The organism is Micromonospora sp. NPDC049366, from assembly GCF_044466625.1.
Taxonomy (GTDB): Bacteria; Actinomycetota; Actinomycetes; order Mycobacteriales; family Micromonosporaceae; genus Micromonospora.
The window spans coordinates 86487-112252 of the sequence record NZ_JBITMV010000013.1; the positions used below are offsets into that span (position 1 = coordinate 86487).

Below are 25766 nucleotides of genomic sequence, written 5' to 3' on the forward strand. Positions count from 1 at the left end.
TCGCCGCGCGGTCGGCGCGGCACCCAAGGAGTACGTCATGAGCAAGCCCACGCCCATCTCCGGCTTCCCGGAGTGGACGCCGCCGCAGCGGATGATCGAGCAGTACGTGCTCGACCGGATCCGCAACGCCTTCGAGCTGTACGGGTTCGCCCCGCTGGAGACCCGCGCGGTCGAGCCACTCGACCAGCTGCTGCGCAAGGGGGAGACCTCGAAGGAGGTCTACCTGATCCGCCGGTTGCAGGCGGACGAGTCCGGCGCCGCCGGTGACGACGCGCTCGGCCTACACTTCGACCTGACCGTGCCGTTCGCCCGGTACGTGCTGGAGAACGCGGGCAAGCTGCAGTTCCCGTTCCGCCGCTACCAGATCCAGAAGGTGTGGCGGGGTGAGCGGCCGCAGGAGGGGCGCTACCGCGAGTTTGTCCAGGCCGACATCGACATCGTCGACCGGGACACCCTCGGCGCGCACCACGAGGCGGAGATCCCGCTGGTGATCGGGGACGCGCTGCGGTCCCTGCCGATCCCGCCGGTGCTGATCCAGGTCAACAACCGCAAGATCTGCGAGGGCTTCTACCGGGGGATCGGCCTGACCGACACCGAGGCGGCGCTGCGGGCGGTCGACAAGCTCGACAAGATCGGGCCGGCGAAGGTCGCCGAGCTGCTGGCCCAGACCGCCGGGGCGAGCGAGGCGCAGGCCAAGGCATGCCTGGCGCTGGCCGAGATCTCCGCCCCGGACGCGTCGTTCGCCGACGCCGTGCGGGCCCTCGGAGTGAGCGACCCGCTGCTCGACGAGGGGATCGAGGAGCTGGTCCGGGTGGTGGAGACCGCCGCCGAGCACTCGCCGGGGCTCTGCGTGGCCGACCTGCGGATCGCCCGCGGCCTGGACTACTACACGGGCACCGTCTACGAGACGCAGCTGCGCGGCTACGAGCGCTACGGTTCGGTCTGCTCCGGCGGCCGCTACGACAACCTCGCCAGCGCGGGCGCGGTCCGGTTCCCGGGCGTGGGCATCTCGATCGGCGTCACCCGCCTGCTCGGCCTGCTCTTCGGCACCGGCGCCCTGACCGTCTCCCGAGACGTGCCGACCTGCGTTCTGGTGGCGGTGACCAGCGAGGAGGAGCGCCGGGCCAGCAACCGGGTGGCCGACGCGCTGCGTCGTCGCGGGGTGCCGACGGAGGTGTCGCCGAGCGCGGCGAAGTTCGGCAAGCAGATCCGGTACGCCGAGCGGCGCGGCATCCCGTACGTCTGGTTCCCGGGGGCGGAGGGCGCCGCCGACGAGGTCAAGGACATCCGCTCCGGCGAGCAGGTTCCCGCCACCCCCGACACCTGGACCCCCTCACCCACCGACCTCAAGCCCCAGGTGAACTAACCCCCACCCCTCCCTCTCGTCCCGCGATCGTGCGCTCTGCCCGGCGAGAGCCGCACGAGCCGCGAACCGCAAGGCCGAGACCGCACGATCGCGGGGCGAAGGGGAGGCAGGGGGCGGGTCAGGGGGTCGGGGTGAGGGGGAAGAGGAGGCAGCTGCTGGTGGCGTGGGCTACCAGGCGGTCTCGGGCGTCCAGCAGGCGGGCCTCGGCCAGGGCGGTGCGCCGGCCGCTCTGCAGCACGGCGCCCTCGCAGCGCAGGGTGCCGGAGTCCACGGTGACCGGCCGGAGGAACTTCACGTTCAGGTCCAGCGAGGTGTAACCGACGCCGGCCGGCAACGTGGAGTGCACGGCGCAGCCGGCGGCGGTGTCCAGAAGCGTGGAGATGACGCCGCCGTGGACGCTGCCGAGCGGGTTGTAGTGGAACTCCTGCGGCACCAGCTCGACGGTCACCCGCCCCTCGTCGACCGTCATGCGGGACATGCCGAGCAGGTGCGTCACCGGCGGCGCGGGCAGCTCGCCGGCGAGCATCGACCGGAGCGTCTCCAGGCCGCTGCGCCGGCCCAACTGGGCGGCGTTCTCCGCCGGGTCGGACCACGAGAAGGTGCGGGTACGCACCTGATCCTGCGTCTGCGTCATGGACTCAGCCTACCCCGTTGCTGAGTCTGTCAACGAGACCTAGCGTGGTGGGCATGAGGCCCACGGCGCTTGATTGGTCGATCGAGAACTGCACCATCGCCCGGGCCATGGAGGTGCTCGGCGAACGGTGGACCCTCGTGGTGCTCCGCGAGGTGTTCAACGGCGTGCGCCGCTTCGACGACATGCGCGTCCGCACCGGGATACCGCGGCAGGTGCTCACCAACCGGCTCGCCACCCTGGTCGACCAGGGGGTGCTGCGCCGCGAGCCCTACCGGGAGCCGGGGAGCCGGGTGCGCCACGAGTACCGGCTGACCGAGAAGGGGCTCGACCTGTGGCCGGTGCTGGTCGCGGTGCTCGGCTGGGGCGACCGCTACCTGGCCGACCCGGAGGGTTCGCCGCTGGCCGTCGTGCACCGCGACTGCGGGGCGCCGGTGGACGTCGTGCTCCGCTGCGCGGACGGCCACGAGGTGGGCGCGCCCCGGGATGTGCTGCCGACGCCGGGTCCGGGCGCCCGCCGCCGCGTCGGCTGAACGAAGACGGGCGGTGACCACCGGGTATAGGCGGCCGTCTGTGTTCGGGGCGTTTCCGGCCGGCGGCGGTCACGGTCGGGGCGAAAAGGACAAAGCCGGGTCTTGCCTGCACACTTAAGTATGTGAATACTTCAGTGAGTCCCGGCCGATTCCCCCAGTTCGGCCGGCCTGTCCGCTGGCCCAGCCGGTCCCGGCGCGGGCCGCCGCTCCCTCCCTGGAGGTTCGTTACATGCGACCCACGAGGTCCCCGATCCGCCACGCCGCCACCCTTGCCGTGGGCGGAGCCCTGGTCGTCGGCACGCTCATCGGCGCGCCCGCCCACGCGGCCCCCGCCGCCTCCCCGGACACCGCCGCCGCCCTCGCCGCCGAGCTGGGCGACCGCTCCGCCGGCTCGTACATCGACGCCAACGGCAAGTCCGTCGTCACCGTCACCGACGCGGCGGCCGCCCGCAAGGCGAGCAACGCCGGCGCCACAGTCCGCTACGTCACCCGGGGCGCCGCCGAGCTCAACCGGGCCACCGCGGACCTGGAGCGCTCCGCCAAGATCCCGGGCACCGCGTGGTGGAGCGACCCGGTCACCAACCAGGTCGTCGTCTCCGTCGACAGCACCGTCACCGGCGCGAAGCTGGAGCGGGTCAAGGCGGCCGCCGCGCGGGCCAACGGCGCGGTCCGGATCGAGGCCGAGGCCGGCGTGCTGAGCACCCGGATCTCCGGCGGCCAGGCCATCTACGCCGGCGGTGGCGGTCGCTGCTCGCTCGGCTTCAACGTCCGCAGCGGCAGCACCTACTACTTCCTGACCGCCGGGCACTGCACCAACATCTCGTCGAGTTGGTACTCGAACTCCGCCCAGACCGCGCTGATCGGCACCCGCACCGGCACCAGCTTCCCGGGCAACGACTACGGCATCGTCCGGCACAGCAACTCGGCCAACGCCGCCGGCAACGTCTACCTCTACAACGGCAGCTACCGGGACATCACCGGGGCGGGCAACGCCTCCGTCGGCCAGTCCGTGCAGCGCTCCGGCAGCACCACCGGCCTGCGCAGCGGCTCCGTGACCGCCACCAACGCCACGGTGAACTACGCCGAGGGCTCCGTCTCCGGCCTGATCCGCACCAACGTCTGCGCCGAGCCGGGCGACAGCGGCGGCTCGCTGTTCAGCGGCTCCACCGCGCTGGGGCTGACCTCCGGCGGCAGCGGCAACTGCCGCACCGGCGGCACCACCTACTTCCAGCCGGTCACCGAGGCGCTGAGCCGCTACGGCGTCAGCGTCTTCTGACCCACCCCGACACAGCGGGCCGCCGGAGCGCTCCGGCGGCCCGCCGCGCGTACGTCTCAGGGAAGCTGATGCGGTCTCGCCGGGCCGGCGTCCGGCGGCGCGATGCCCGCGACCGACTGGTCCAGGACGACGGACGGCGCGCCGGCGGCGGTGACGGCGAGGTGCGCGCGTCGCGCGGAGAGGACCGCCAGCAGCGGCCAGAGCGCGACGGCCACCGCCGTCACCCGCTCGGCCAGTCCCGCGCGGGAACCGCCGGTCACCTCGACCACGAACCAACCGAAGAGCGCCAGCAGCACGACCGTGACGCCCAGCCCCACCGACCGGCGGAACGCCCAGGGCGGCGCCGGGCGGTCCGGGTGCGCGGGGGACCGGCCCCGGGGCAGGGTGAGCGCGGACGCCGCCGGCCACAGGGCCATGGCGAGGACCGCCACGGTGGCCACGATGCCGTGGCCGAGGGAACCGCCGACCGGCGGCCGGGGGAAGGCGATCAGCGCGATGGTCGCCACGCCGCCGACGGCGAGCAGGAAGCGGCTCGGCAGGCCGGCCGCGTGCAGCACCGCGCCGATCGCCACGTAGCTGCCGCCGAGCAGCACCAGGCAGGCGGTCATGATCCAGGCGTCGGTCGCCTCCCGGCCGGCCAGCTCGCTGATGGTGTCCCGCACCGGGTCGTAGCCGGTGGGCTGCCGCGCCCCGGAGACCGTCCAGCCGGTCACCAGCAGCACGGGTGCCGTCGCGGCGATGGCGACGGCCCAGGTCGGTACGGCGCGCATCCGGCCACGGTAACCGCCGTCGGGGCCCGTCGAGCCCGATTCGCCGAGGGTCGCGTGCCGGGTGCCCGCCAGGAACGCCGGCCGCCCCTGACAGAATGCCGGTGAGGACTGTTCCACGATGAGGAGTTGCCAGCCGTGATCCGTACCCACAATGCCGGAAGCCTGCGCGCCGCGGACGCCGGCTCGACGGTGACGCTCGCCGGCTGGGTGGCCCGCCGGCGCGACCACGGCGGGGTCATCTTCGTCGACCTGCGCGACGGCTCCGGCGTGGTCCAGGTCGTGTTCCGCGAGGAGGACGCGCACGCGCTGCGCAACGAGTTCTGCGTGAAGGTCACCGGCGAGGTGACCCGCCGGCCCGAGGGCAACGAGAACCCGGAGCTGCCGACCGGCGAGGTCGAGGTGACGGCCAGCGAGCTGGAGGTGCTCTCCGAGGCGGCGCCGCTGCCGCTGCCGGTCGACGACCAGATCGAGGCGGGCGACGACATCCGGCTCAAGTACCGCTACCTGGACCTGCGGCGCAGCGGCCCGGCGAAGGCGATGCGCCTGCGCTCGCGGGCGAGCCAGATCGCCCGCACGGTGCTGCACGAGCGGGACTTCCTGGAGATCGAGACGCCGACCCTGACCCGCTCGACCCCGGAGGGCGCCCGCGACTTCCTGGTCCCGGTCCGCCTCCAGCCGGGCAGCTGGTATGCGCTGCCGCAGTCCCCGCAGCTGTTCAAGCAGCTGCTCATGGTGGGCGGCATGGAGCGCTACTACCAGATCGCCCGCTGCTACCGGGACGAGGACTTCCGCGCCGACCGGCAGCCGGAGTTCACGCAGCTCGACATCGAGATGTCCTTCGTCACCGAGGACGACGTCATCGACCTGGGCGAGGCGATCGTCTCGGCGCTCTGGTCCGACCTGGCCGGCCACGAGATCTCCCGGCCGATCCCGCGGATCACCTGGCACGACGCGATGGCCCGCTACGGCTCCGACAAGCCCGACCTGCGCTACGGGGTCGAGCTGACCGAGCTGACCGACTACCTGCGCGGCACCGAGTTCCGGGTGTTCGCCGGGGCCATCGACGCGGGCGGCTACGTCGGCGCGGTGGTCATGCCGGGCGGCGCCAGCCAGACCCGCAAGGAGCTGGACGGCTGGCAGGACTGGGCCAAGGCGCGCGGGGCGCGCGGCCTCGCGTACGTGGTGCTGGACGCGGAGACCGGCGAGGCCCGTGGCCCGGTGGCGAAGAACCTGTCCGAGGCGCACCTGGCCGGGCTCGCCGACGCCGTCGGCGCGAAGCCGGGCGACGCCGTCTTCTTCGCCGCCAGCGCCGACACGCGTGAGGCGCAGGAGCTGCTGGGCGCGGCGCGCATCGAGATCGCGAAGCGCGCCAACCTGGTCGACGAGAACGCCTGGGCGTTCTGCTGGGTGGTCGACGCGCCGATGTTCGAGAAGACCGACGAGGGTGGCTGGACGGCCGTGCACCACCCGTTCACCTCGCCGAACGCCGAGTGGGTCGGCCGGTTCGAGGAGGCGCCGGACCGGGCGCTCGCCTACGCGTACGACATCGTGTGCAACGGCAACGAGATCGGCGGCGGCTCGATCCGTATCCACCGCGGCGACGTGCAGCAGCGGGTCTTCGACCTGCTCGGCATCACGCCGGAGGAGGCGCAGGACAAGTTCGGCTTCCTGCTGGAGGCGTTCAAGTACGGCGCTCCGCCGCACGGCGGCATCGCGTTCGGCTGGGACCGGGTCTGCATGCTGCTCGCCGGCGCGGACTCGATCCGTGAGGTGATCGCGTTCCCGAAGACCCGGGGTGGCTTCGACCCGCTGACCGGCGCGCCGACCCCGATCACCGCGCAGCAGCGCACCGAGGCGGGCGTCGACGCGAAGCCCAAGCCCCAGGCGGCCCCGCACACCGGCACCGCCGGTCCGGCCGCCCCCGTGGTGGACCCCACCTGACCCACCCTGACCCACCCCGTCCCACCCAGCCCGGGCCCGGATCCGTCCGGGCCCGGGTTTCGGTGATCACGAGGTCTGCGTCAGGATCACGTGTCAGGGTGACGCGACCTTTTGATCATCGGTGTGGGGGAGGGGTGGCGGTGACGGTTCTCGTCGTCGGGGCCAGTGGGTTTCTCGGCGCCGAGGTCTGCCGGGTCGCGGTCGGCGTCGGTCGGCGGGTGGTGGGGACGTACTGGTCGGGCGTGGTGGACGTGCCGGGTGTCGAGGCGCTCCGGCTGGACGTCACCGACCGGGCCGCCGTGCGCGCGCTGGTCGCGCGGGTGCGCCCCGACGCCGTGGTCGCCACCCCCTACCGGTACGCCGACTGGGCGGTGACCGCCGACGGCGCGGCCCACGTCGCGTACGCGGCGGCCGAGGTGGGGGCGCGGCTCGTGCACCTGTCTAGCGACGCGCTGCACGCCGGGCGGGACCGGCCGTACGGCGATGACGAACCGCCCACCCCCGTCTTTCCGTACGGGGCCGCGAAGGCGGCGGCCGAGACGGCGGTACGCGTGATCGACCCCGGCGCGGCACTGGTGCGCACCTCGCTGATCCTGGGTGCGGGCAGCAAGCAGATGCAGCTCTGCCGGGACGCGCTGGCCGGCCGCGCCACCCTGTTCACCGACGAGTTGCGGTGCCCGGTGGACGTGACCGACCTGGCCGAGGCGGTCCTGGAACTGGTCGACCACGACTACGCCGGCCTGCTCAACGTGGCCGGGCCGGACGCGGTGAGCCGGGCCGAGCTCGGCCTGTTGGTGGCCCGCCACGAGGGGATCGACCCGGTCGGTCTGAAGACGTCGACCGGCGTCTCGGCCGGGGTGGTGCGCCCCACCGACGTCCGCCTCGACTCGACGCGCGCGGCCGGTCTGCTGCGGACGCGGCTGCGCGGCGTACGCGAACTCCTCGCCGCCTGAGCGGCCCCGGCGCACAGCAGGCAACGTGTGCACACTTTCTATGCACAACTATTGTGCATAGAAAGTGTGCACAGCTATTGTGCATGCATGGAGCGCACGCCACCCGAGACCCGCACCGTTCAGATCGACGCGCGACAGATCCGCGTCATGGCCCACCCGCTGCGGATGCGGCTGCTCGGCCTGCTCCGGGTGGACGGGCCCGCCACGGCCACCACCCTCGCCGAGAAGCTGGACACGAACACCGGCGCGACCAGCTACCACCTGCGGCAGCTGGCCGAGGTGGGGCTGGTGACCGAGGATCCCGACCTCGGCACCGGCCGCCAGCGGTGGTGGCGGGCCGAGCACGACATCAGCAACTTCGATCCCACGGACTTCGACGACGACCCCGACGCGCGGGCGGCGGTGCGGTGGATCGAGACCAACCACGTGCGGCTCATGGCCGACCAGGCGGAGCGGTGGTTCTCCGTCGCCGACGACCAACCCCGCGCGTGGCGCGACGCCGCCGCCCTCAGCGACATGGTCCTGACGCTCGACCCGGCCCGGCTCCGGGAGCTCAACGACGAGCTGTGGCAGGTGCTGGTGCGCTACCACGAGGACCCGCCGTCGGACGGGCCGGACGCCCGGCAGGTGCACGTCTTCCTGTCCGCCCTCCCCCGGATGGAGCAGCAGTGAGCGCCCTGAGCGTGGGACAGGTCCGTCGCCGCTTCCTGGTGCTGCACGGCCTGCGCTGGCTGCCCACCGGGCTCATGATCCCGGTCATGATCCTGCTGATGCAGGAGCGCGCCCTGTCGCTGTCGCAGATCGGCCTGGTCTCCGTGGCCCAGGGACTGGTCGTCCTCGCGCTGGAGCTGCCCACCGCCGGGCTCGCCGACGCGCTCGGTCGCAAGCCGGTGCTGGTGGCCGCCGGGCTGATCAACCTCGCCTCGCTCGCCGTCTTCGCGGTGGCCGACACGTTCGCGCTCTTCTTCCTGGTGTGGGCGTTGCAGGGCGTCTTCCGCGCCCTGGACAGCGGGCCGCTCGAATCCTGGTACGTCGACGCCACCCTGGCCGCCGACCCCGACGCGACGTACGAGTCGGGCCTCGGCCACGCCGGCACCGTCATCGGCGTCTCCATCGGCGCCGGCGCGCTGCTCGGCGGCGGGCTGGTCGCGCTCGGCCCCCTCGGGCCGATCAGCGCGCTCACCGTCCCCGTCCTGGTCGCCGGCGTGCTGCAGGTGGTGGCGCTGGCCGCTCTGCTGGTGCTGCTGCGGGAGGTCCGCCCCGCCACGGGCACGGGCGCGCTCCGGGCGTCGATCGTCGAGGCGCCCCGGATGGTGGGCCAGGCGATCGGGCTGCTGCGCCGCTCCCGGGTGCTGCTCGCGCTGGTGGCGGTCGAGCTGTTCTGGGGCTTCGGCATGGTGACCTTCGAGTCGCTGCTCCCCGTACGCCTCGCCGAGGTCGTCGGCGACGGCGAGCGGGCCGCCGCGCTGCTCGGGCCCGCCGGCTCGGCGGCCTGGCTGGCCCAGGCGGCCGGCGCGGCGCTCACGCCGCTGCTGCTGCGCCGGCTGGGGGCCGCGCCGAGCGCCGCCCTGATGCGTGTCCTCCAGGGCGTCACGGTGGTCGGCATGGGCCTGTTCGCCGGCCCGGTCGGCGTGCTGGTCGCCTACCTCGCCTGCTACACCGTGCACGGGGCGTCCAACCCGCTGCACATGGGACTGTTGCACCGGCAGGTCGACGGTCCCTACCGGACCAGCGTCATCTCGTTGAACTCGATGATGGGCCAGCCCGGGTTCGCGATCGGCGCGGTCGGGCTCACCGCCCTCGCCGACCGGGTCAGCGTGACCGCGGCAATGCTGGTCGGCGCGGTGGTGCTCGCCGTCGCCGCCCCGCTCTACCTGCCCGCCTGGTCGGCGGAGCGGCGGAGGAGGGCGACCGAGAGGGGGGAGCCCGGGGAGGGGGCCGGCGCGCCGGCCGATCCGAGCCCCGTGGTGGCGGACCGGGCCGGGCTGGCCGGCGGAGCCTGAGCCGGGCCGCCGGACGCCACCGCCCCGGCTCAGGCGAGCCGGACGGAGTTGCGGGTCGCCGTGTGGGTGAAGCCGAGCCGCCGGTAGAGCCGGATCGCGCCGACGTTCACCGGGTAGACGCCGAGCGCGGCGTGGTCGTAGCGGGCGAGCATCGCCCGGGTCATCGCCGCGGTGAGCGCCGCGCCGAGGCCCCGCCCGCGCTCCCGAGGGGAGACGGTCAGCCCGGCGAGGAATCCGATGTCGCCCCGGCTGCGGTCCGCCCCGCAGGCGACGAGGCGGTCACCGTCGCGGATGCCGTACCAGCCGACCACCCCCGGGTCGCCCGGCCGGGAGGTGCTGCTCGGGAACGCCTCGTCGATCAACGCGGTGAGCGCCGGCTGGTCGGCCTCGGTGAGACGGACGACCCGTTCCTCGCCCGGCTGCGGCGGCGGCGCCGCGGTGGTCCAGAGGAAGTACCACTCGTCGCGCTGTGCCACGGGCAGTCGAGCGGCCAGGTCGGCCGGGCCGAGCCCCGGCAGGTTCAACCACTGGCCCGGCCCGAGTGTCCCCTCGGCCACCAGATCCGCGCAGACGTCCAGGACCGGTCCGGGGGCGCCCAGGGCCGCCGCGGCCGGCCGCTGCCCCTCCGGCAGCAGCCAGACCACCGCGCCGTCGCGCCGGTAGCCGTGCGGCTCCACCTCCCGCAGCAGCATGTGCCGGGCGTACGGGTGGTGGTCGACGGCGGCCAGGACGGCGTCCCTGCCGTGCAGGACCTGGTCGGCGATGATCATGTCCCCAGCCTAGAAGTCCCCACCGCGGCCACGCCGGGCACCTCCGACCCGACCGGCGCGTGTCCAGGGTGGAGATTGACGATCGGACCGATTGGGTACATCCCGCGCCGACCTACTGGGAACCCCCACCGGAGGAACGACATGCTCGCCATTCTCGCGGCGATCGTATTCGGGTTCGCCCTGCTGCTCGACCTGATGGACACCAACTTCGGCGCGCCGGACCTGTTCAACTGGAACACCCTCGTGCTCATCGGCCTGCTGCTGCTCGCCCTCTACCTGGCGGGCGTCGGCCGGGGCCCCGGTGGCGGCGGCGGTCGCTGGTACCGAGGTCGGCGCCCGGGTCGCGGCTGACCGGAACCGATCATCCAGGGCCGGGCCGCGGCGCGATTCCGGCGCCGCGGACCCGGCCCGGTACTGTTCTCGTGATGGAGACCGACGCCCTCTTCTCCCTCGGCGAACCCGCCGGCGCGCCCAGCGCCCCCGCGGGCCCCGGTGGTGTCGACGGGTTCACCACGGTGGGGCCTGATTCGCCCCTGCCCGTCCGGATGCGCCCGGCGAGCCTCGACGAGCTGGTCGGCCAGGACCACCTGCTCGCGCCCGGCGCGCCGCTGCGGCAGCTGGTCGGTGGGGGCGCGCCGATGTCGGTGATCCTGTGGGGGCCGCCCGGCAGCGGCAAGACCACCATCGCGCACCTGGTGGCCCAGGCGACCGACCGCCGGTTCGTCGCCATGTCGGCCCTCTCCGCCGGGGTGAAGGACGTCCGGGCGGTGATCGAGACCGCGCGTCGGCAGCGCCGTTCCGGCGGCCCGCAGACCGTGCTCTTCATCGACGAGGTGCACCGCTTCAGCAAGACCCAGCAGGACTCGCTGCTCGCCGCCGTCGAGGACCGCACCGTCACGCTGCTCGCGGCGACCACCGAGAACCCGTACTTCTCGGTGATCTCACCGCTGCTGTCCCGGTGCGTCCTGCTCACCCTGCAACCGCTGGACGACGACGCGGTCCGGGGCCTGCTGCGTCGCGCGGTCGCCGACGAGCGGGGGCTCGGTGGGCGCCTCGTCCTGGAGCCGGCCGCCGAGGACCACCTCGTGCGGCTGGCCGCCGGCGACGTACGCAAGGCGTTGACCGCGCTGGAGGCGGCGGCGGCCTCCGCGACCGCGCTCACCGCCGACCGGATCGACCTGGCCACCGCCGAGCAGGCGGTCGACGTCGCCGCGGTCCGCTACGACCGCGACGGCGACGCGCACTACGACGTGGTCAGCGCCTTCATCAAGAGCATGCGCGGCTCGGACGTGGACGCCGCGCTGCACTGGCTGGCCCGCATGCTGGTCGCCGGTGAGGACGCCCGCTTCGTCGCCCGCCGCCTGGTCATCTTCGCGAGTGAGGACGTCGGCATGGCCGACCCGAGCGCGCTGAGCGTGGCCACCGCCGCCGCGCACGCGGTGGAGTACGTCGGACTGCCCGAGGCTCAGCTCAACCTCGCCCAGGCGGTCATCCACCTGGCCACAGCGCCCAAGTCGAACTCGGCCACCACCGCCATCGGGGCGGCGATGGCCGACGTACGGGCCGGGCGGGGCGGCTCGGTGCCGCGGGCCCTGCGGGACGCGCACTACGCCGGCGCCCGCGGGTTGGGTCACGGCACCGGCTACCGCTACCCGCACGACGACCAGCGCGGGGTGGTCACCCAGCAGTACGTGCCCGACGATCTGGTGGGCACCGACTACTACCAGCCCAGTCAGCACGGCGCGGAACGGTCGGTGGCCACCCGGCTGCCGCTGCTGCGCCGGATCGTCCGTGGCCTGCCGGCCCCGGCCCGAGCGGAGTCGGCGGCGCCCGGCACCCGACCGGAGTCGGGCGCGGCGCGGTCCGGGGCGTCGGCTGCGGTCATCGCGGCCGTGGCGGGCGACGACGGTCGACCGGTGGATCCCGGTGCCGGCGCGGCGGAGCAGGGCGGCAGGGATGCCGCCGGAGAGGGTCAGCAGTGAGATCGCGTGGTGGGGAGCGACCCGAGGACGGTCCCGACGAGCGGCGCGATCCCCGCGCCAAGGGCCGCCGCTGGGGGCGGGGCCGGGCCGAGGCCGAGCCGGAGGAGCCGGTCAGCGGCGAGGAGCTCGGTTGGATCGACGACCTGCGGTCGGCCAAGCAGCAACGTAACGACCTGGGGCCGGTCGGCCCGGCGGGCGTACCGCCCGGCCCGGCGCTCCCGGGCCCCGAGGTCGTGTCGCCCCCCGACGGTCCGCCGGTCGAGCGTCGTGGCGGGCCGGAGGCGGCCGGTCCCCGACCGCGCCCGGTGGACGGCCCGTGGCCCGGGGCCGCCGAGCCGACCGGGCCGGCCCGCCGCCCGGGGCCGCGCCCGCCCGCCGCGCCCCCGGGCGCCCCCGCGCCGCAGCAGCCCGCGCGCCGTGGCGGCGCCCCGGTGCCGGGCGCCGGCCCGCACGCTCCGGGCCCGCACGCTCCCGGTCCACATCCGACCCCCGCCGGCGCGCCGGGTCCCCGCCCCGCCTCCGGCCCGCCGGCCGGTGCGGCGCCCGGCCCGCGTCCGGCCGCCGCCGGTCACGCCGGCCCGGCGGGTGCCCGACCCGTCTCCGGCGGCCCGACCGGTCCCGTGTCCGGTGGCCCGCAGGCCGGTCCGCGTCCGGTCTCGGGCGGCCCGGCGGGCCCGCGAACCGCCGGCAACCCGCAGGTCGGACCGCCGTCGGTGGCCGGCCCGCGTCCGGAGACCGCTGTCCCACCGAACCCCCGCCCGACCTCAGGCGGCCCGGCCGGCCGCCACGGCGCCGCGGCGCCCACCGGGCCCGGCCCCTCCACCGGTGCCTATCCGACCTCGGGCGCTCCCGCGGCCAGGCCGCACGCGACCGCCGCCGGGCCGCACGCGACCGCCGCCGGGCCGCACGCGACCGCTGCCGGGCCGCACGCCACCGGCGACGTGCCGGTCGGCCGCCGGCCGGACGCGGCGGGACGACGGCCCCGGCCCGAGCCCACCGAGCCCCGTGGTCCCCGTCCCGTCGAGGGCGTCCCGCCGGGGCGGCGCGGGCCCGGGGAACCGAACGGTCCCGACGCGCGCGGTGGTGCCGTCCCGAACACCCTGGGCGACCACGGGGCGGCCGGATCGTCGGCGGTGCCGGGTGGGCTCCGCCCCGACCCGGGCGCCGAGCGCGACCCGCGACCCGAGCCGCGCCCGGAACGGCGTCGGCGTGGGCCCGTCGACCCCGGTGCGTCCGCCCCGGTGGGTGCCGGACCGGTGCCTGCGTCGAGTGGCCGTCGGCGGGCACCGGAACCGAACGAGCCCGTCGTGCCGCTCTCGGGCAACGCCCCACCGGTCCCGGACGCCTCGACCGGTGAACTCGCGATGGGCTCGGCCGCCGGCGGCGGGCGTCGCCGACGTGCCGTCGCCGATGAGGAGACCAGTCCGTCGGGCCGCCGACGCGCGGCGGAGGCGGACACCTCCACGGGGCGTCGGCGCGCGACCGAGGAGGATGCCGCAGGCCGTCGGCGCGCCGCGACCGAGGAGGCGACGGCCGGCGCGGGTGGCCGTCGGCGCGCGACCGATGAGGACGTTCCGTCCGGGCCGCGGCGTGCGGCGGCGGACGACGGTGAGCCCACCGCGGGTGGTCGGCGACGCGCGGCGGACGAGCCGGAGGCGAGCGACCCGCGACCCGGTGCGGGCGCGGCAGGCGCCGCCCGTGGTCGGCCCGAGCGCCCGGCCGACTGGCTGAGGCAGGCCGGCCGGCTTCCCCACACCGACCCGAAGCTCCCGGTGATCAACCGGAGTGGTCCACCGTCCAGCCCGGTGCCCCCACCGTCGGACCGGTCCACCGGTCGTCGTCCGGGCGCCGGTCTCGTCCCGCCCGGCCAGGAACCGGCCGCCCCCCGCGGCCAGGACGGTCCGGCGCGCGGCGGGGCACGGCGCGGTCCGGGTGGCCCCGACACGGCCGCGCGCTCCGGCCCCGTCGTCCCCGGACCGGACGGACCGAGAGGTGCCTCCCGTCCCGACGGCGAGGGCCCGGCCCGGCCCGGCCCCGACGGTCCCGTCCGCGGGGCGGCCCGCCCCGATGGCGACGGTCCGGCTCGTGGCGCGGCCCGGCCCGGCCCCGACGGTCCCGTGCGTGCGGCGGCCCGTCCCGATGACGGTCCGGTCCGTGGTGCGGTCCGCCCGGGTGGCGGCGGCCCGGTGCGGCCCGGCGTCGACGGTCCGGCCCGGCCCGGCCCGGACGGTCCGGCGCGACCCGGCGTCGACGGTCCGGCGCGGGGCGCGGCCCGGCCCGGTACGGACGCGCCCGCCCGGGGCGCCGCCCGCCCCGGCGGCGACGGCCCCACCCGCTCCGACCCGGTCGACCGGCCGGGCCCCGAGGCTCCCGGCCGCGCCTCCGTCCCCGGAAGCGAACCGCCGCCCGCCGGCGGCCCACGACCGGCCGCGACGGCCCGGGTGGCCGCCCCCGGCCGACCGGGCCCCGAGGACCGGGTCGCCGGCCGCGCGTTGCCACCGCAGCGTGACGCCGGTCGTCCCGAGCCCTCCGGTGTGCCGCCTCTCCCGGCCGCCGGCCGGCCGGCGGAGCCGCCCGCGGTCGCCCGGGCCGCCGCCGTCGTGCCACCGCCGGGCCCCGCGTCGGACGGCCCCGGGCCGGCCCCGGAACCCGTCGGCGCGCCGCCGCTGCGCGGTGCCGCCACGACCGGGGCCCCGGACGACGACGTCGAGGCGACCGGTGGCGGTGCCCGCTCGGAGCTGCGGCGGAAGGTACGCGAGCAGCGCCGGCTGCGGATGGTGGCGCTGGCCGTGGTCACGCTGGTGCTGCTCGGCGCGGTCCCGTCCTACTTCGGCTTCCGTACGCTGAGCCGCGACCCGGTCTTCGACACCCTGGACAGCCTGGACGTGCCCGGCTGGGCGGCGGTGAAGACGGTCGACGACGTCAGCGGCAGCCGTTGGTGCCTGCTCGACTGCCGACTGCGCGAGCGCACCGTCACCTCCGACCGGGCGCCGCAGGAGACCACCCAGGTCTACGAGGCCGCCCTGCGGAGTGACGGCTGGACCCCGTGGAAGGTGCAGCGCTGCCCGGAGCAGGAGGAGAAGGGCAGCTACAGCTGCTGGCGGCGGGACGAGCTGACCCTCGATCTGTGGGTACGCGAGCCGACCTGTGTGCCGCCGCCGGTCGACGGGGAGCCGGCGATCGTGCCGTCTCCCGACCCGTCGGCCGCTGCGGTAGCGTGCGCCGGCTCGTTGGTGTCGGTGAAGGTGCGCAACGCGATCGACGACGAGCGGACCCGGCCGCAGCCGACCACCGACCCGTCACTCACCGGCGAGGACCCGTTCCCGACCATCAGCGGGGACCCGTTGGGTGAGCTGACACCCTCACCGTCGTGAGCGGGTCTCCATCACGGACGGTAGGGTCTGGGGCTGGCAGACCCGCCTGCTCCTGTTGACCCGGCTCGGGTCACCGAGCGCCGGTGTGGGTACCACGGTCGCACGTTCCGGGAACGTCCGGTTCCCGGAACTCTGCTTGAGGAGGACAGGCGTGGACTTTGGAGAGGTCGCGGCGCTGATCGCGGCGATCGCGTTCGCGATGCTGGTCTTGATCCTGACGCTGCCCATCCTGCGGCTGCGCCACACCGTGGACGCGGCCACCCGGATGATCAACGACCTCAACGACCGGACCGCGCCGCTGCTCGGCGACGTGAACACCACGGTGAAGAACGTCAACGTCACCCTGGAGCAGGTGCAGACCTCGCTGGACGGGGTCAACCTCCAGCTGGCCAAGGTCGACACCATGACCGGCCACGCCCAGAACGTCACGGCCAACGTCGCGAACCTGGTCGCCGTGGTCTCCGCCGCCGCGGCGAACCCGCTGGTCAAGGTCGCCGCCTTCGGCTACGGCGTACGCAAGGCCGCCGCCGCGCGCCGGCACGCCGAGACCGAGCGTGAGGTGCGGGACACGATCAAGCAGCAGCGGCGGGCCGCCCGACGCGGCGAGCACTGACCCCGGCGCGACCAGGAGGGGCGAGAAGCATGAGACGGTTGTTCTGGCTGGGTGTCGGGCTCGCCGTCGGGGTGGTCGTGGTCCGCAAGGCCACCCGGACCGCGCAGTCGTACACCCCGGCGGGCATCGCGGGCAGCGTGGCGCAATCCGCTGGCGGCCTGGTCGAGTCGCTGCGTAGCTTCGTGGAGGACGTCCGGGTCGGGATGGCCGAGCGCGAGCAGGAGATCCACCACGCGTTCGCGCAGGGCGAGGCGTTCGACGACCACTTCGCCGAGCTGCGGGAGGACCCGCGGATCGGCGATCGAGAGATCTTTCCGGAGGAACACCAGCGATGAAGACGGCGGAGATCAAGCGGCGGTACCTCGCCCACTTCGAGGCGAACGGCCACACGGTGGTGCCGTCCGCTCCGCTGCCCGCCATCAGCGACCCGAACCTGCTGTTCGTCAACGCCGGCATGGTGCAGTTCGTCCCCTACTTCCTGGGGCAGCAGACCCCGCCCTACCCGCGGGCGGTCAGCGTGCAGAAGTGCATCCGCACCCCGGACATCGACGAGGTCGGCAAGACCAGCCGGCACGGCACGTTCTTCCAGATGAACGGCAACTTCTCCTTCGGTGACTACTTCAAGTCCGGGGCGATCCCGCTGGCCTGGGACCTGGCGACCAAGTCGCAGGAGCAGGGCGGCTTCGGGCTGGACCCGGAGCGGATCTGGCCGACGGTCTACCTGGACGACGACGAGGCGTACGAGATCTGGCGGTCGGTGGGTGTGCCGGCTGAGCGGATCGTGCGCCGGGGCAAGGCGGACAACTTCTGGTCGATGGGCATTCCCGGCCCGTGCGGCCCCTGCTCCGAGCTGTTCTACGACCGCGGCCCCGAGTACGGCCGCGAGGGCGGCCCGGCGGTCGACGAGGACCGCTACATGGAGTTCTGGAACCTCGTCTTCATGCAGTACGAGCGGGGCCCGGGCACCACCAAGGAGGACTACCCGATCCTGGGCGAGCTGCCGGCGAAGAACATCGACACCGGCATGGGCCTGGAGCGGATGGCGTCGATCCTGCAGGGGGTCGACAACCTCTACGAGATCGACGAGGTCCGGCCGATCCTCGACAAGGCGGCCGCCCTGACCGGCAAGCGCTACGGCGCGCGCTCCGGCCACGTGGCCAGCGAGTCGCACCCGGACGACGTGCGGCTGCGGGTGATCGCCGACCACGTGCGCACCGCGCTGATGCTGATCGGCGACGGGGTGACCCCGTCGAACGAGGGGCGCGGCTACGTGCTGCGCCGGATCATGCGCCGGGCGATCCGCTCGGTGCGGCTGCTCGGCTGGCAGGACCGGGCGCTGCCCGAGCTGCTGCCGGTGGCCCGGGACTGCATGGCACCGTCCTACCCGGAGCTGGCCACGGACTTCGACCGGATCGCCGACTACGCGTACGCGGAGGAGGACGCGTTCCTGTCGACGCTGCGGGCGGGCACGACGATCCTGGACACCGCGATCGCGGAGACCCGCACCGCGGGCGGGTCGGCCCTCTCCGGTGAGAAGGCGTTCCAGCTGCACGACACGTACGGCTTCCCGATCGACCTGACGCTAGAGATCGCGGCCGAGCAGGGCCTGCAGGTCGACGCGGAGGGCTTCCGCCGGCTGATGGCCGACCAGCGGGCGCGGGCGAAGGCCGACGCGCAGGCCCGCAAGACCGGGCACACCGACGTGTCGGCGTACCGGGCGGTGCTCGACCAGGGCGGTCCGGTGCAGTTCACCGGCTACAGCGAGGTCGCCCGGGAGTCCCGGGTGCGGGCGCTGCTCGGCGCCGCCGGCCCGCTGGGCGGGGCGACCGAGGGGGACACGGTCGAGCTGGTGCTCGACACCACCCCGTTCTACGCCGAGGGCGGTGGCCAGCAGCCGGACCAGGGCATGATCACGGTCGGCGGCGGCCAGCTCGAGGTGCTGGACGTGCAGCAGCCGGTGCCGGGCCTGATCGTGCACCGGGCCCGGGTGGTCCGGGGTGAGGTGCGCCCCGGCGACACCGGCTTCGCCGAGATCGACACCACCCGGCGGCGGGCCATCTCCCGGTCGCACACGGCGACCCACCTGGTGCACCAGACGATGCGCAACTTCCTCGGCGAGTCCGCCACCCAGGCCGGTTCGCTGAACGCCCCGGGTCGCCTGCGGTTCGACTTCAACACCCCGACCGGGGTGGCGCCGAGCGTGCTGCGCGACGTGGAGCAGCAGGTCAACGAGGTGCTCCTGGCCGACCTGGAGGTGCACGCCTTCATCACCTCGCTGGAGGAGGCGCGGCGGATCGGCGCGATGGCGCTGTTCGGCGAGAAGTACGGCGAGGAGGTGCGGGTCGTCGAGGTCGGCGACTACGCCCGGGAGCTGTGCGGCGGCACCCACGTGGCCCGCTCGGCCCAGCTCGGCCTCGTGAAGATCCTCTCCGAGTCGTCGATCGGCTCCGGCGTCCGCCGGGTCGAGGCGCTCGTCGGCATGGACGCGTTCAACTTCCTGGCCCGTGAGCACCTGCTGGTCTCCCGCCTCGCGGAGCTCTACCGGGTGCCGTCGGAGCAGGTGGCCGACCGGGTCGAGCAGACCGTCACGCAGCTGCGCGACGCGGAGAAGGAGCTGGAGAAGCTCCGGGCGCAGCTGGTGCTGGGCGGGGCGTCGGCGCTCGCCGCGCAGGCCAAGGACGTGCGGGGTGTCGCGTACGTCGGAACGGAGGCGCCCGAGGGCGCGGCTGGCAACGACGTGCGGACCCTGGCCCAGGAGATCCGCGGCAAGATCGACCCGGCGCGCCCGGCGGTGGTGGCCGTGGCGGCCCGCAGCAACGGCAAGGCGTCGCTGGTGGTCGCGGTCAACCAGGCGGCCCGCGCCCGGGGTCTGGCCGCGTCGGACCTGGTGAAGGCGGCGTTCTCGGGGCGGGGCGGTGGCAGCCCCGATCTGGCGCAGGGCGGCGGGCTGCCGGCGGCGGAGGCCCCGACCCTGCTGCTCACGGTCGAGAAGGCGATCGCCGAAGCGTGATGGACGAGTGTGCGCGACCGGGGCGGACCACACGGTCCGCCCCGGTTCGTCGACGGGGGAGTGACCCTCGGTGAGTGACCTGTCGCGGGGTGTGCGCCTCGGGGTGGACGTCGGACAGGTCCGGGTGGGCGTCGCGCGGTCGGACCCGCACGGGGTGCTCGCCACCCCGCTGGTGACCCTGGCCCGGGACCTCGGCGCGGCCCCGGAGGCCGTGCCGAGTGACATCGCCCAGCTCGCGGCCCTGGTGGCCGAGCACGAGGCCGTCGAGGTCGTCGTCGGCCTTCCGGTCAATCTCGCCGGCAAGCACGGCCCCGCCGCAGTCCACGTGAAGGGGTACGCTGACCGACTGGCCGATGTAATAGCGCCCGTGCCGGTAACGCTCACCGACGAGAGGATGTCCACGGTCGTGGCTTCTCGTAGGCTTGCCGAGCGTGGTGTCCGGGGCAAGCGTCAACGTGCGGTTGTCGACCAGGCCGCCGCGGTGGAGATTCTGCAGAGCTGGCTGGACGCGCAGCGGAGGCGGACGTAATGATCGACGATCTGGATCTGGGCTTCGACGAACCGGAGCGGGGGGAGAAGGGCCGACACCGGCGCGGCTTCGTCCGTAAGCGGAACGGCAAGTCGGGTGGGCGGGGCAAGACAGTCCTGGCCCTGCTGCTCGCCCTGGTCCTCCTCGGCGGAATCGGCGGCGGCGCCTTCTACGGCTTCGACCGGATCCAGAGCTACTTCGTCACCCCCGACTACGAGGGGGCCGGCACCGGCGAGGTCAACGTCGAGATCAAGCAGGGCGCGCTGATCGCCGACATGGCCGTCGCGCTCTACGACGCCGGGGTGATCAAGAGCACCAAGGCGTTCATCGAGGCGGCCGAGGAGAACTCGCGCAGCAAGAACATCCAGCCGGGCCTCTACAAGCTGCGCAAGCAGATGAGCGGCGAGAGCGCCGTCGCGGCGATGCTCGACCTCAAGAACCGGGTCGTCAACGGGGTCACCATCCCCGAGGGCCGCACCGCCAAGAACGTCTACAAGTTGCTCTCCGACCACACGAAGATCCCGGTGAAGGACTTCGAGGCCGCCGCGAAGGACCCGATCGCGCTCGGCGTGCCGGAGTGGTGGTTCAAGCGCAGCGACAACAAGAAGGTCAGGCCGTCGGTCGAGGGCTTCCTCTACCCGGACACCTACGAGATCCCACCGAAGGCGACCGCGGAGAGCATCCTCAAGCTGATGGTCGAGAACTTCCTCTCGGTCACCGAGGAGATGCAGTTCGCCGACCGGGTGCAGAAGGAGCGCGGGGGAATCACGCCGTACGAGTCGCTGATCGTCGCCTCCCTGGCGCAGGCCGAGGCGGGTAACAAGGACGACCTGGGCAAGGTCGCCCGGGTGGCCTACAACCGGGTCTACGGCGATTTCCCGTGCAACTGCCTGGAGATGGACGTCACGGTCAACTACTACCTGGAGTCGGTCGGCCGCCCGACCAAGGCGTCCAAGGACATGACCGACGCCGAGCTCGACGACCCGAAGAACCCGTACAACCGCAAGCTGCGTGGCCTGCCGCCGACCCCGATCAACAACCCGGGCAAGCTGGCCATGGAGGGCGCGATGGACCCGCCGCCCGGCAAGTGGCTCTTCTTCGTGGCCATCGACAAGGAGGGCCACTCCGCGTTCGCCGACACCTATCCGCAGCACGAGCGCAACATGGCGCGGGCCCGGGAGGCCGGGATCATCTGATGGCCGGTCGACGGCGGGCGGCGGTGCTCGGCAAGCCGATCGCGCACTCCCTCTCCCCGGTGATCCACAACGCCGGCTACGCGGCGGCGGGGCTGACCGGCTGGTCGTACACCCGGATCGAGTGCGCGGAGTCGGAGCTGCCGGGGCTGGTCGCCGGCCTCGGTCCGGAGTGGGCCGGCCTGTCGGTGACCATGCCGGGCAAGGAGGCGGCGCTCGCGGTGGCCGACGCCGCGTCGCCGGTCGCGACGGCCGTCGGCGCGGCCAACACGCTGGTACGCCGTCCGGACGGCTCCTGGTACGCGGACAACACCGACGTCGCCGGCATGGTCGAGGTGCTGACCGGGGCGGGGGTGCGGCCGGGCGCCTCGGTGACCGTGCTGGGCGCGGGCGGGACGGCGCGGGCGACGCTGGCCGCGGCGGCCGGGCTGGGCGCTCGCGAGGTGACGGTGGTGGCGCGCCGCCCGGAGGCGGTCGCGGAGCTACGGCCGGTGGCCGAGGCGGTCGGGGTGCGCCTGATCGGTGCCGGCTGGGCGGAGGCCGCCGGGCACGCGGGCGCGGACGTGGTGATCTCCACCGTGCCGAAGGGGGTCGCCGACCCGGTCGCCGTCGAGGTCGCCTGGCGGGCCGGGACGGTGCTCTTCGACGCGCTCTACGATCCGTGGCCGACCCCGCTGGCCGCCGCCGCGGCGGCGGCCGGCTGCCGGGTCGTCTCCGGTCTGGACCTGCTGCTGGCCCAGGCGGTCGGCCAGTTCGAGCAGTTCACCGGGGTCGCCGCCCCGCGCGAGGCGATGGCCGCCGCGCTCGCCGCCGCCCGCGAGCGCTGACCCCCAACCGGCACCACTGTGGCCGGTCTTAGCCGAGGGTTAAGACGCGCTTAGCTGTGCGCGACCTCTGCGTGACACGCCGTGTCCACGGATACGCTGCTCTGCGTCACCACGACGGATACCGGGAGTGGCTTGTGAGCAGGCGCGGACAGCACCGCCTCCGACACCACGGCACCCACCGCCGAGCCGTGCTGCTCGGCACGCTCGGCGCGTCGGTGGTCGCCGGCCTCGTGGCGACGATGATGCCGCTGCTGGCCGCCGACGACCTCGCCCTGCGCGCGGTGGCCGACACGACGGCGACCACGGTGCCGCAGGACGGTGACAACGCCGCCAAGACCACGCTGGCGACCTGCCCGGCCCCCTGCGAGGGAAACCCGCGTGGCCGCCGGGACGCGGTGGTCCGGTTCGCCGTGTCCGGCGTCCCCGCCGGGGCGGCCAACCTGCGGGCCACCCTGCGGGTGCACGCCTGGCAGGCGTACGCCGCCACGGTGACCGCGCACGGCTCCCGGGTGGACGCGGGCGCGGCGCGTCCGGCTCCGGCGCCACCGGAGCCCGTGCTCGACACCGTGGCGGGCGTCCGGCCGGGGTTCAACGAGTGGGACGTTTCCGCGCTGGTCACCGGCAACGGCACCTGGACGCTGTCGCTGGCGCAGACCGGGCTGGACACCCGCGTCTACTGGGCCGCCACCGAGCACCGCGATCCGGAGCTGCGCCCCCGCCTGCTGCTGACGTACGGCATGGGCGTCCCGGCGTCGCCCGTGGTCACCACGCCGGCCGCGCCCACGTCGCCGTCGGTCGCGCCCAGTTCCCCGTCGACGCCGGCGCCGACGGCGCGCCCGAGCCGTCCCCCGTCGAGCGGGACGCCCGGCCCGTCGGGGAGCCCCGGGGCCTGTGGCGCGGTGTCCCCGCTCCTGGTGCCGTCCTGCGGAGCCTGGTGGGGCATGTACGCGCCGGCCGGCCCGGCCGACGGCTGGGACCACGGCCGGGCTTTCGCCGAGGTGGAGACGCAGGTCGGTCGGCGTTTCGACATCGTGCACCGTTACCACGACTTCTCGAACGCCGGCAGCAACGGCGCCTTCCCCGACGGCTACGAGCGGCAGCAGATGCGCGAGGGGCGGCTGCTCTTCCTCGCCTGGGAGTCCCGCATCTTCTCGACCGGGACGGTGCTGACCTGGGCGGATGTCTACAGTGGCCGGTACGACGCGACGATCGACGCGGTGGCCGGTCGGATCCGTGACGTCGGCGCTCCGGTCTTCCTCGGCTTCGACCACGAGCCGGAGGACGAGCCGGCGAAGGGCACCGACGCGGAGTTCGTGCGCGCCTGGCGCCACGTTCACGACCGGTTCGCGGCCGCCGGCGCGGACAACGCGGTCTGGGTCTGGACGATGATGGGCTGGTCGGGGCATTACGACCGCTACCGGGGCCTCTATCCGGGTGACCGGTACGTCGACTGGGTGGCCTACGACCCCTACAACTTCCACGTCTGCAACGGCAGTCGGGTGTGGAAGAGCCCCAGCACCACGATCGGCACGTTCTACCGGTGGCTGGACGAGCAGGGGCTCGGGGCCGGCAAGCCGCGGATGCTCGCCGAGTTCGGCACGAACTTCGACGCCGCCGACCCGACCGCGAAGCGCCGCTGGTTCGAGGAGTTCCCCGCGGCGCTGCGGGCGCATCCGAAGATCAAGGCGGCCGTCTACTTCAACTCGGCCGGCATGACCAGCACCTCCGCCACCTGTGACATGACGATGAACCACGACGCGTCATCCCTGGCCGGCTTCGCCCGCGCGGGACGCGACGGCTATCTGCGGCAGCCGCCACCCTTCGGACACGCTCCGGCAACTGTGACCGACAGGTGAACGAACGTCGATGAACGGGGTCGGACTTCCGACTCGCTACGCACTGTCATCTTGCGGATACACTGACGGCCCAATCGGTGGATATCACCCATCACCGTGGGCGAGGCACGCTTTCCGGGTTCTCGTCCAGCATGGAGGCGCAGCGTGCCCGAAATCCCGTTCCGTCGGCGTCCCGCCGGTCGGCCTCGCACCCGGGCGGGAGCGGTCGCACTGGCTCTCGTCGCCGCGGTGCTCACCGTCCCGGCCGAGGCGGCCGGCGCCGCCGTGCTCCCCGTCCCGCAGCCGGCGACCCTGGTCTCGGCGAACCCCGCCGACACCACGCCGCACGCCCGCGACGGCGAGACGCGAGCGTTCGCCCAGATCGGGAACACGGTCTACGTCGGCGGCAGCTTCACCCAGATCCGGCAGACCGCCGGCTCCGCGTGGCTGACCCGGCCCTACCTCTTCGCGTACGACCGCGGCACCGGCGCCATCTCCGGCAGCTTCCTGCCGGCGCTGGACGGGGCGGTCAACACGCTGGTCGCCGGCCCCGGCGGGACGCTCATCGTCGGCGGCGCCTTCAAGACGGTCAACGGGGTGTCCCGCAAGAACCTGGTGGCGCTGCACCCGGGCACCGGCGCGACCGTTGCCGGCTGGGTCGGACGCTCCGACGGTGGCACCGTGCGCGACCTGGCGCTGTACGGCAACCAGCTCTACGTGGCCGGCGCGTTCAACTGGCTCAACGGCACCGCGCACGCCGGCCTCGGCCGGCTCGACGCCACCACCGGCGCGGTCGACCCGGGCTTCACCGTCGACGCCACCGTCGGCCGGCACGGCACCTCGTCGTACGTGTGGACCATCGACGTCACCGCCGACGGCCGCACCCTCGCCGTCGGCGGCAACTTCCAAACCGTCAACGGCCTGCCCCGCAACCAGTTGGCCCTGGTCGACCTCGCCGGCACGCCCACCGTGCTGGACTGGAGCACGGAGAAGTTCGTGCCGCCGTGCGCCGCGCCGGCGTCGTTCGTCCACTACGTGCAGGACGTCGAGTTCGGCGCCGACGGCAGCTGGTTCGTGGTCGGCACCAACGGCGGGGCCGGCTGGCCGGCCGCGTACTGCGACGCGCTGGTCCGCTTCGAGACCGGTGCCCGGGGAGCCGGCCAGCTCGCCACCTGGGTCGACTTCACCGGGAACGACACCATCACCTCCGTCGAGGTGGCCGACAACGTCATCTACCTCGGCGGGCACTTCCGGTGGCTGAACAACCCGAACGCCAGCGACGTCGCCGGACCCGGCGCCGTCGACCGGCTCGGCATCGCGGCGGTCACCCCGGCCACCGGCCTGCCGGTCAACTGGAACCCGCGCCGCAGCGGAGGCTCCGCGCTGCCGGCCGGCGCCACCGGCTGGGGCTCCTCCGTGCCGGTGCTGTGGCGCGGCCCCGACGGCCTCCACTTCGGGCACAACTCCGACGGGATGGGCGAGGAGTACCACGGCCGGCTGGGAATGTTCCCGCTCGCCGGCGGGCGCACCATCACCCCACGCACCGCGCCGACCGCCACCAGCGGCAACCTCTACCTGTCCGTCGGGGCGGGGCAGCTGGCCCGGGTGCCGTTCAACGGCAGCGCCCTCGGCGCGCCGACGACCGCGACCCAGGCCAACTACACCGGTGCCGGCGCCACCTGGCGGGTCGACGACCGGATCTACTGGTCGCACGTCGTGACCGGCACCCCCACCGGCAGCCGCATCGACATCTCGATGTTCACCGGCGGCGCCATCGGGGTCCCCTGGGAGGCGTCCGGCTACAACGACTGGTTCACCCCGGCCGCGATGACCGGCGCGTTCTTCCTCGGCGGCCGGCTCTACTACACGCGCAGCGGCGCCGACGCGCTCTACTACCGCTACTTCGAAACCGACGGCAACTATCTCGGCGCCACCGAGTTCACCCTGCCCACCACGGGCGTTACCTGGTCGAACGTGCGCGGGATGGCCTGGGTCGGCGGCCGGATCGTCCACGGCGCGACGGACGGCGCGCTGCGTACCGTCCCGTTCGACCCGACCGCCACCCCGGCGGTGAACGGCGCGGCGAGCACCCCGGTCAACCCGGCGGCGGGGCTCAGTTGGGCCACACCGTCGATCTTCTTCTCGGTGCAGTGACCGCGG

The 25766-nt window shown here is 74.2% G+C and carries 21 protein-coding genes; 18 read left to right on the forward strand and 3 right to left on the reverse strand.

The genetic code is table 11. The features are described from left to right. Positions 1-37: 37 nt before the first annotated feature. On the forward strand, positions 38-1366 hold the full coding sequence (gene hisS, locus ACIBTV_RS19425; RefSeq protein WP_396706672.1) for a histidine--tRNA ligase: 1329 nt from the start codon (positions 38-40) through the stop codon (positions 1364-1366). A gap of 118 nt (positions 1367-1484) precedes the next feature. On the opposite strand, the gene ACIBTV_RS19430 is transcribed toward hisS, so the two are convergent. Beyond that, positions 1485-2000 (reverse strand): PaaI family thioesterase, encoded by a 516-nt coding sequence (locus ACIBTV_RS19430; protein ID WP_396706674.1) that lies wholly within the window; start codon positions 1998-2000, stop codon positions 1485-1487. A 53-nt stretch (positions 2001-2053) separates the two neighbouring features. Here ACIBTV_RS19430 and ACIBTV_RS19435 point away from each other — a divergent pair, with 53 nt between their 5' ends. Further along, the gene (locus ACIBTV_RS19435) at positions 2054-2530 is read left to right on the forward strand and encodes a winged helix-turn-helix transcriptional regulator (RefSeq protein WP_396706676.1); all 477 of its coding nucleotides are present in this window, start codon (positions 2054-2056) and stop codon (positions 2528-2530) included. Positions 2531-2759: 229 nt separating this feature from the next. Further along, the gene (locus ACIBTV_RS19440) at positions 2760-3806 is read left to right on the forward strand and encodes a S1 family peptidase (RefSeq protein ID WP_396706678.1); all 1047 of its coding nucleotides are present in this window, start codon (positions 2760-2762) and stop codon (positions 3804-3806) included. A 56-nt stretch (positions 3807-3862) separates the two neighbouring features. On the opposite strand, the gene ACIBTV_RS19445 is transcribed toward ACIBTV_RS19440, so the two are convergent. Continuing rightward, complete coding sequence (locus tag ACIBTV_RS19445) at positions 3863-4576, reverse strand: DUF998 domain-containing protein (RefSeq protein ID WP_396706680.1); 714 nt, start codon at positions 4574-4576, stop codon at positions 3863-3865. A gap of 135 nt (positions 4577-4711) precedes the next feature. Between ACIBTV_RS19445 and aspS the strand changes: the two genes are divergently transcribed. The 4 genes from aspS (at position 4712) to ACIBTV_RS19465 (ending at position 9473) form a co-directional block, all read left to right on the forward strand. Next, a complete protein-coding gene (aspS, locus tag ACIBTV_RS19450) occupies positions 4712-6517 on the forward strand; it encodes an aspartate--tRNA ligase (RefSeq protein WP_396706682.1) in 1806 nt (601 codons plus the stop codon). Between the two features lie 140 nt (positions 6518-6657). Further along, positions 6658-7470 carry a sugar nucleotide-binding protein gene (locus tag ACIBTV_RS19455; RefSeq protein ID WP_396706684.1) on the forward strand — a complete coding sequence of 271 codons (813 nt, stop codon included), beginning with the start codon at positions 6658-6660 and terminating at the stop codon, positions 7468-7470. Between the two features lie 87 nt (positions 7471-7557). After that, entirely contained in the window at positions 7558-8142 is a 585-nt protein-coding gene (locus ACIBTV_RS19460) for a helix-turn-helix domain-containing protein (RefSeq protein ID WP_396706686.1), read from the forward strand. Next, complete coding sequence (locus tag ACIBTV_RS19465) at positions 8139-9473, forward strand: MFS transporter (protein WP_396706688.1); 1335 nt, start codon at positions 8139-8141, stop codon at positions 9471-9473. Before ACIBTV_RS19460 ends, ACIBTV_RS19465 begins: the two co-directional genes overlap by 4 nt. 29 nt (positions 9474-9502) lie before the next feature. Here the strand turns inward: ACIBTV_RS19465 and ACIBTV_RS19470 are convergent, their stop codons facing one another. Continuing rightward, positions 9503-10243 (reverse strand): GNAT family N-acetyltransferase, encoded by a 741-nt coding sequence (locus ACIBTV_RS19470; RefSeq protein WP_396706690.1) that lies wholly within the window; start codon positions 10241-10243, stop codon positions 9503-9505. A 141-nt stretch (positions 10244-10384) separates the two neighbouring features. Between ACIBTV_RS19470 and ACIBTV_RS19475 the strand changes: the two genes are divergently transcribed. The 11 genes from ACIBTV_RS19475 to ACIBTV_RS19525 all read left to right on the forward strand — a co-directional run bounded on the left by ACIBTV_RS19475 (position 10385) and on the right by ACIBTV_RS19525 (position 25760). Next, the gene (locus tag ACIBTV_RS19475; protein WP_091589699.1) at positions 10385-10594 is read left to right on the forward strand and encodes a hypothetical protein; all 210 of its coding nucleotides are present in this window, start codon (positions 10385-10387) and stop codon (positions 10592-10594) included. 74 nt (positions 10595-10668) lie between these two features. After that, the gene (locus ACIBTV_RS19480; RefSeq protein WP_396706692.1) at positions 10669-12225 is read left to right on the forward strand and encodes a replication-associated recombination protein A; all 1557 of its coding nucleotides are present in this window, start codon (positions 10669-10671) and stop codon (positions 12223-12225) included. 2774 nt (positions 12226-14999) lie between these two features. After that, positions 15000-15599: a hypothetical protein gene (locus tag ACIBTV_RS19485; protein ID WP_396706886.1), complete on the forward strand. Its 600-nt coding sequence runs from the start codon at positions 15000-15002 to the stop codon at positions 15597-15599. A 151-nt stretch (positions 15600-15750) separates the two neighbouring features. Continuing rightward, positions 15751-16212, forward strand: a complete 462-nt coding sequence (locus ACIBTV_RS19490; protein ID WP_396706694.1) for a DUF948 domain-containing protein — start codon at positions 15751-15753, stop codon at positions 16210-16212. A 29-nt stretch (positions 16213-16241) separates the two neighbouring features. Continuing rightward, positions 16242-16547 carry a hypothetical protein gene (locus ACIBTV_RS19495; RefSeq protein ID WP_396706696.1) on the forward strand — a complete coding sequence of 102 codons (306 nt, stop codon included), beginning with the start codon at positions 16242-16244 and terminating at the stop codon, positions 16545-16547. Next, positions 16544-19222: an alanine--tRNA ligase gene (gene alaS / locus ACIBTV_RS19500; protein ID WP_396706698.1), complete on the forward strand. Its 2679-nt coding sequence runs from the start codon at positions 16544-16546 to the stop codon at positions 19220-19222. The genes ACIBTV_RS19495 and alaS overlap by 4 nt, the downstream gene beginning before the upstream one ends. Positions 19223-19292: 70 nt before the next feature. Beyond that, the gene (gene ruvX, locus ACIBTV_RS19505; protein WP_396706700.1) at positions 19293-19751 is read left to right on the forward strand and encodes a Holliday junction resolvase RuvX; all 459 of its coding nucleotides are present in this window, start codon (positions 19293-19295) and stop codon (positions 19749-19751) included. Further along, a complete protein-coding gene (gene mltG / locus ACIBTV_RS19510) occupies positions 19751-20947 on the forward strand; it encodes an endolytic transglycosylase MltG (RefSeq protein WP_396706702.1) in 1197 nt (398 codons plus the stop codon). The genes ruvX and mltG overlap by 1 nt, the downstream gene beginning before the upstream one ends. Further along, a complete protein-coding gene (locus ACIBTV_RS19515; protein WP_396706704.1) occupies positions 20947-21771 on the forward strand; it encodes a shikimate dehydrogenase in 825 nt (274 codons plus the stop codon). The genes mltG and ACIBTV_RS19515 overlap by 1 nt, the downstream gene beginning before the upstream one ends. 134 nt (positions 21772-21905) lie before the next feature. Next, positions 21906-23627: a glycoside hydrolase gene (locus ACIBTV_RS19520; RefSeq protein WP_396706706.1), complete on the forward strand. Its 1722-nt coding sequence runs from the start codon at positions 21906-21908 to the stop codon at positions 23625-23627. Positions 23628-23780: 153 nt separating this feature from the next. Continuing rightward, positions 23781-25760: a hypothetical protein gene (locus tag ACIBTV_RS19525; RefSeq protein WP_396706888.1), complete on the forward strand. Its 1980-nt coding sequence runs from the start codon at positions 23781-23783 to the stop codon at positions 25758-25760. Positions 25761-25766: the final 6 nt, after the last annotated feature.

Coding starts and splice junctions, on each gene's coding strand:
- hisS (WP_396706672.1), top strand. CDS start 38: ATGAGCAAGCCCACGCCCATCTCCGGCTTCCCGGAGTGGACGCCGCCG.
- ACIBTV_RS19430 (WP_396706674.1), bottom strand. CDS start 2,000: ATGACGCAGACGCAGGATCAGGTGCGTACCCGCACCTTCTCGTGGTCC.
- ACIBTV_RS19435 (WP_396706676.1), top strand. CDS start 2,054: ATGAGGCCCACGGCGCTTGATTGGTCGATCGAGAACTGCACCATCGCC.
- ACIBTV_RS19440 (WP_396706678.1), top strand. CDS start 2,760: ATGCGACCCACGAGGTCCCCGATCCGCCACGCCGCCACCCTTGCCGTG.
- ACIBTV_RS19445 (WP_396706680.1), bottom strand. CDS start 4,576: ATGCGCGCCGTACCGACCTGGGCCGTCGCCATCGCCGCGACGGCACCC.
- ACIBTV_RS19460 (WP_396706686.1), top strand. CDS start 7,558: ATGGAGCGCACGCCACCCGAGACCCGCACCGTTCAGATCGACGCGCGA.
- ACIBTV_RS19470 (WP_396706690.1), bottom strand. CDS start 10,243: ATGATCATCGCCGACCAGGTCCTGCACGGCAGGGACGCCGTCCTGGCC.
- ACIBTV_RS19475 (WP_091589699.1), top strand. CDS start 10,385: ATGCTCGCCATTCTCGCGGCGATCGTATTCGGGTTCGCCCTGCTGCTC.
- ACIBTV_RS19480 (WP_396706692.1), top strand. CDS start 10,669: ATGGAGACCGACGCCCTCTTCTCCCTCGGCGAACCCGCCGGCGCGCCC.
- ACIBTV_RS19485 (WP_396706886.1), top strand. CDS start 15,000: ATGGTGGCGCTGGCCGTGGTCACGCTGGTGCTGCTCGGCGCGGTCCCG.
- ACIBTV_RS19495 (WP_396706696.1), top strand. CDS start 16,242: ATGAGACGGTTGTTCTGGCTGGGTGTCGGGCTCGCCGTCGGGGTGGTC.
- alaS (WP_396706698.1), top strand. CDS start 16,544: ATGAAGACGGCGGAGATCAAGCGGCGGTACCTCGCCCACTTCGAGGCG.
- mltG (WP_396706702.1), top strand. CDS start 19,751: ATGATCGACGATCTGGATCTGGGCTTCGACGAACCGGAGCGGGGGGAG.
- ACIBTV_RS19515 (WP_396706704.1), top strand. CDS start 20,947: ATGGCCGGTCGACGGCGGGCGGCGGTGCTCGGCAAGCCGATCGCGCAC.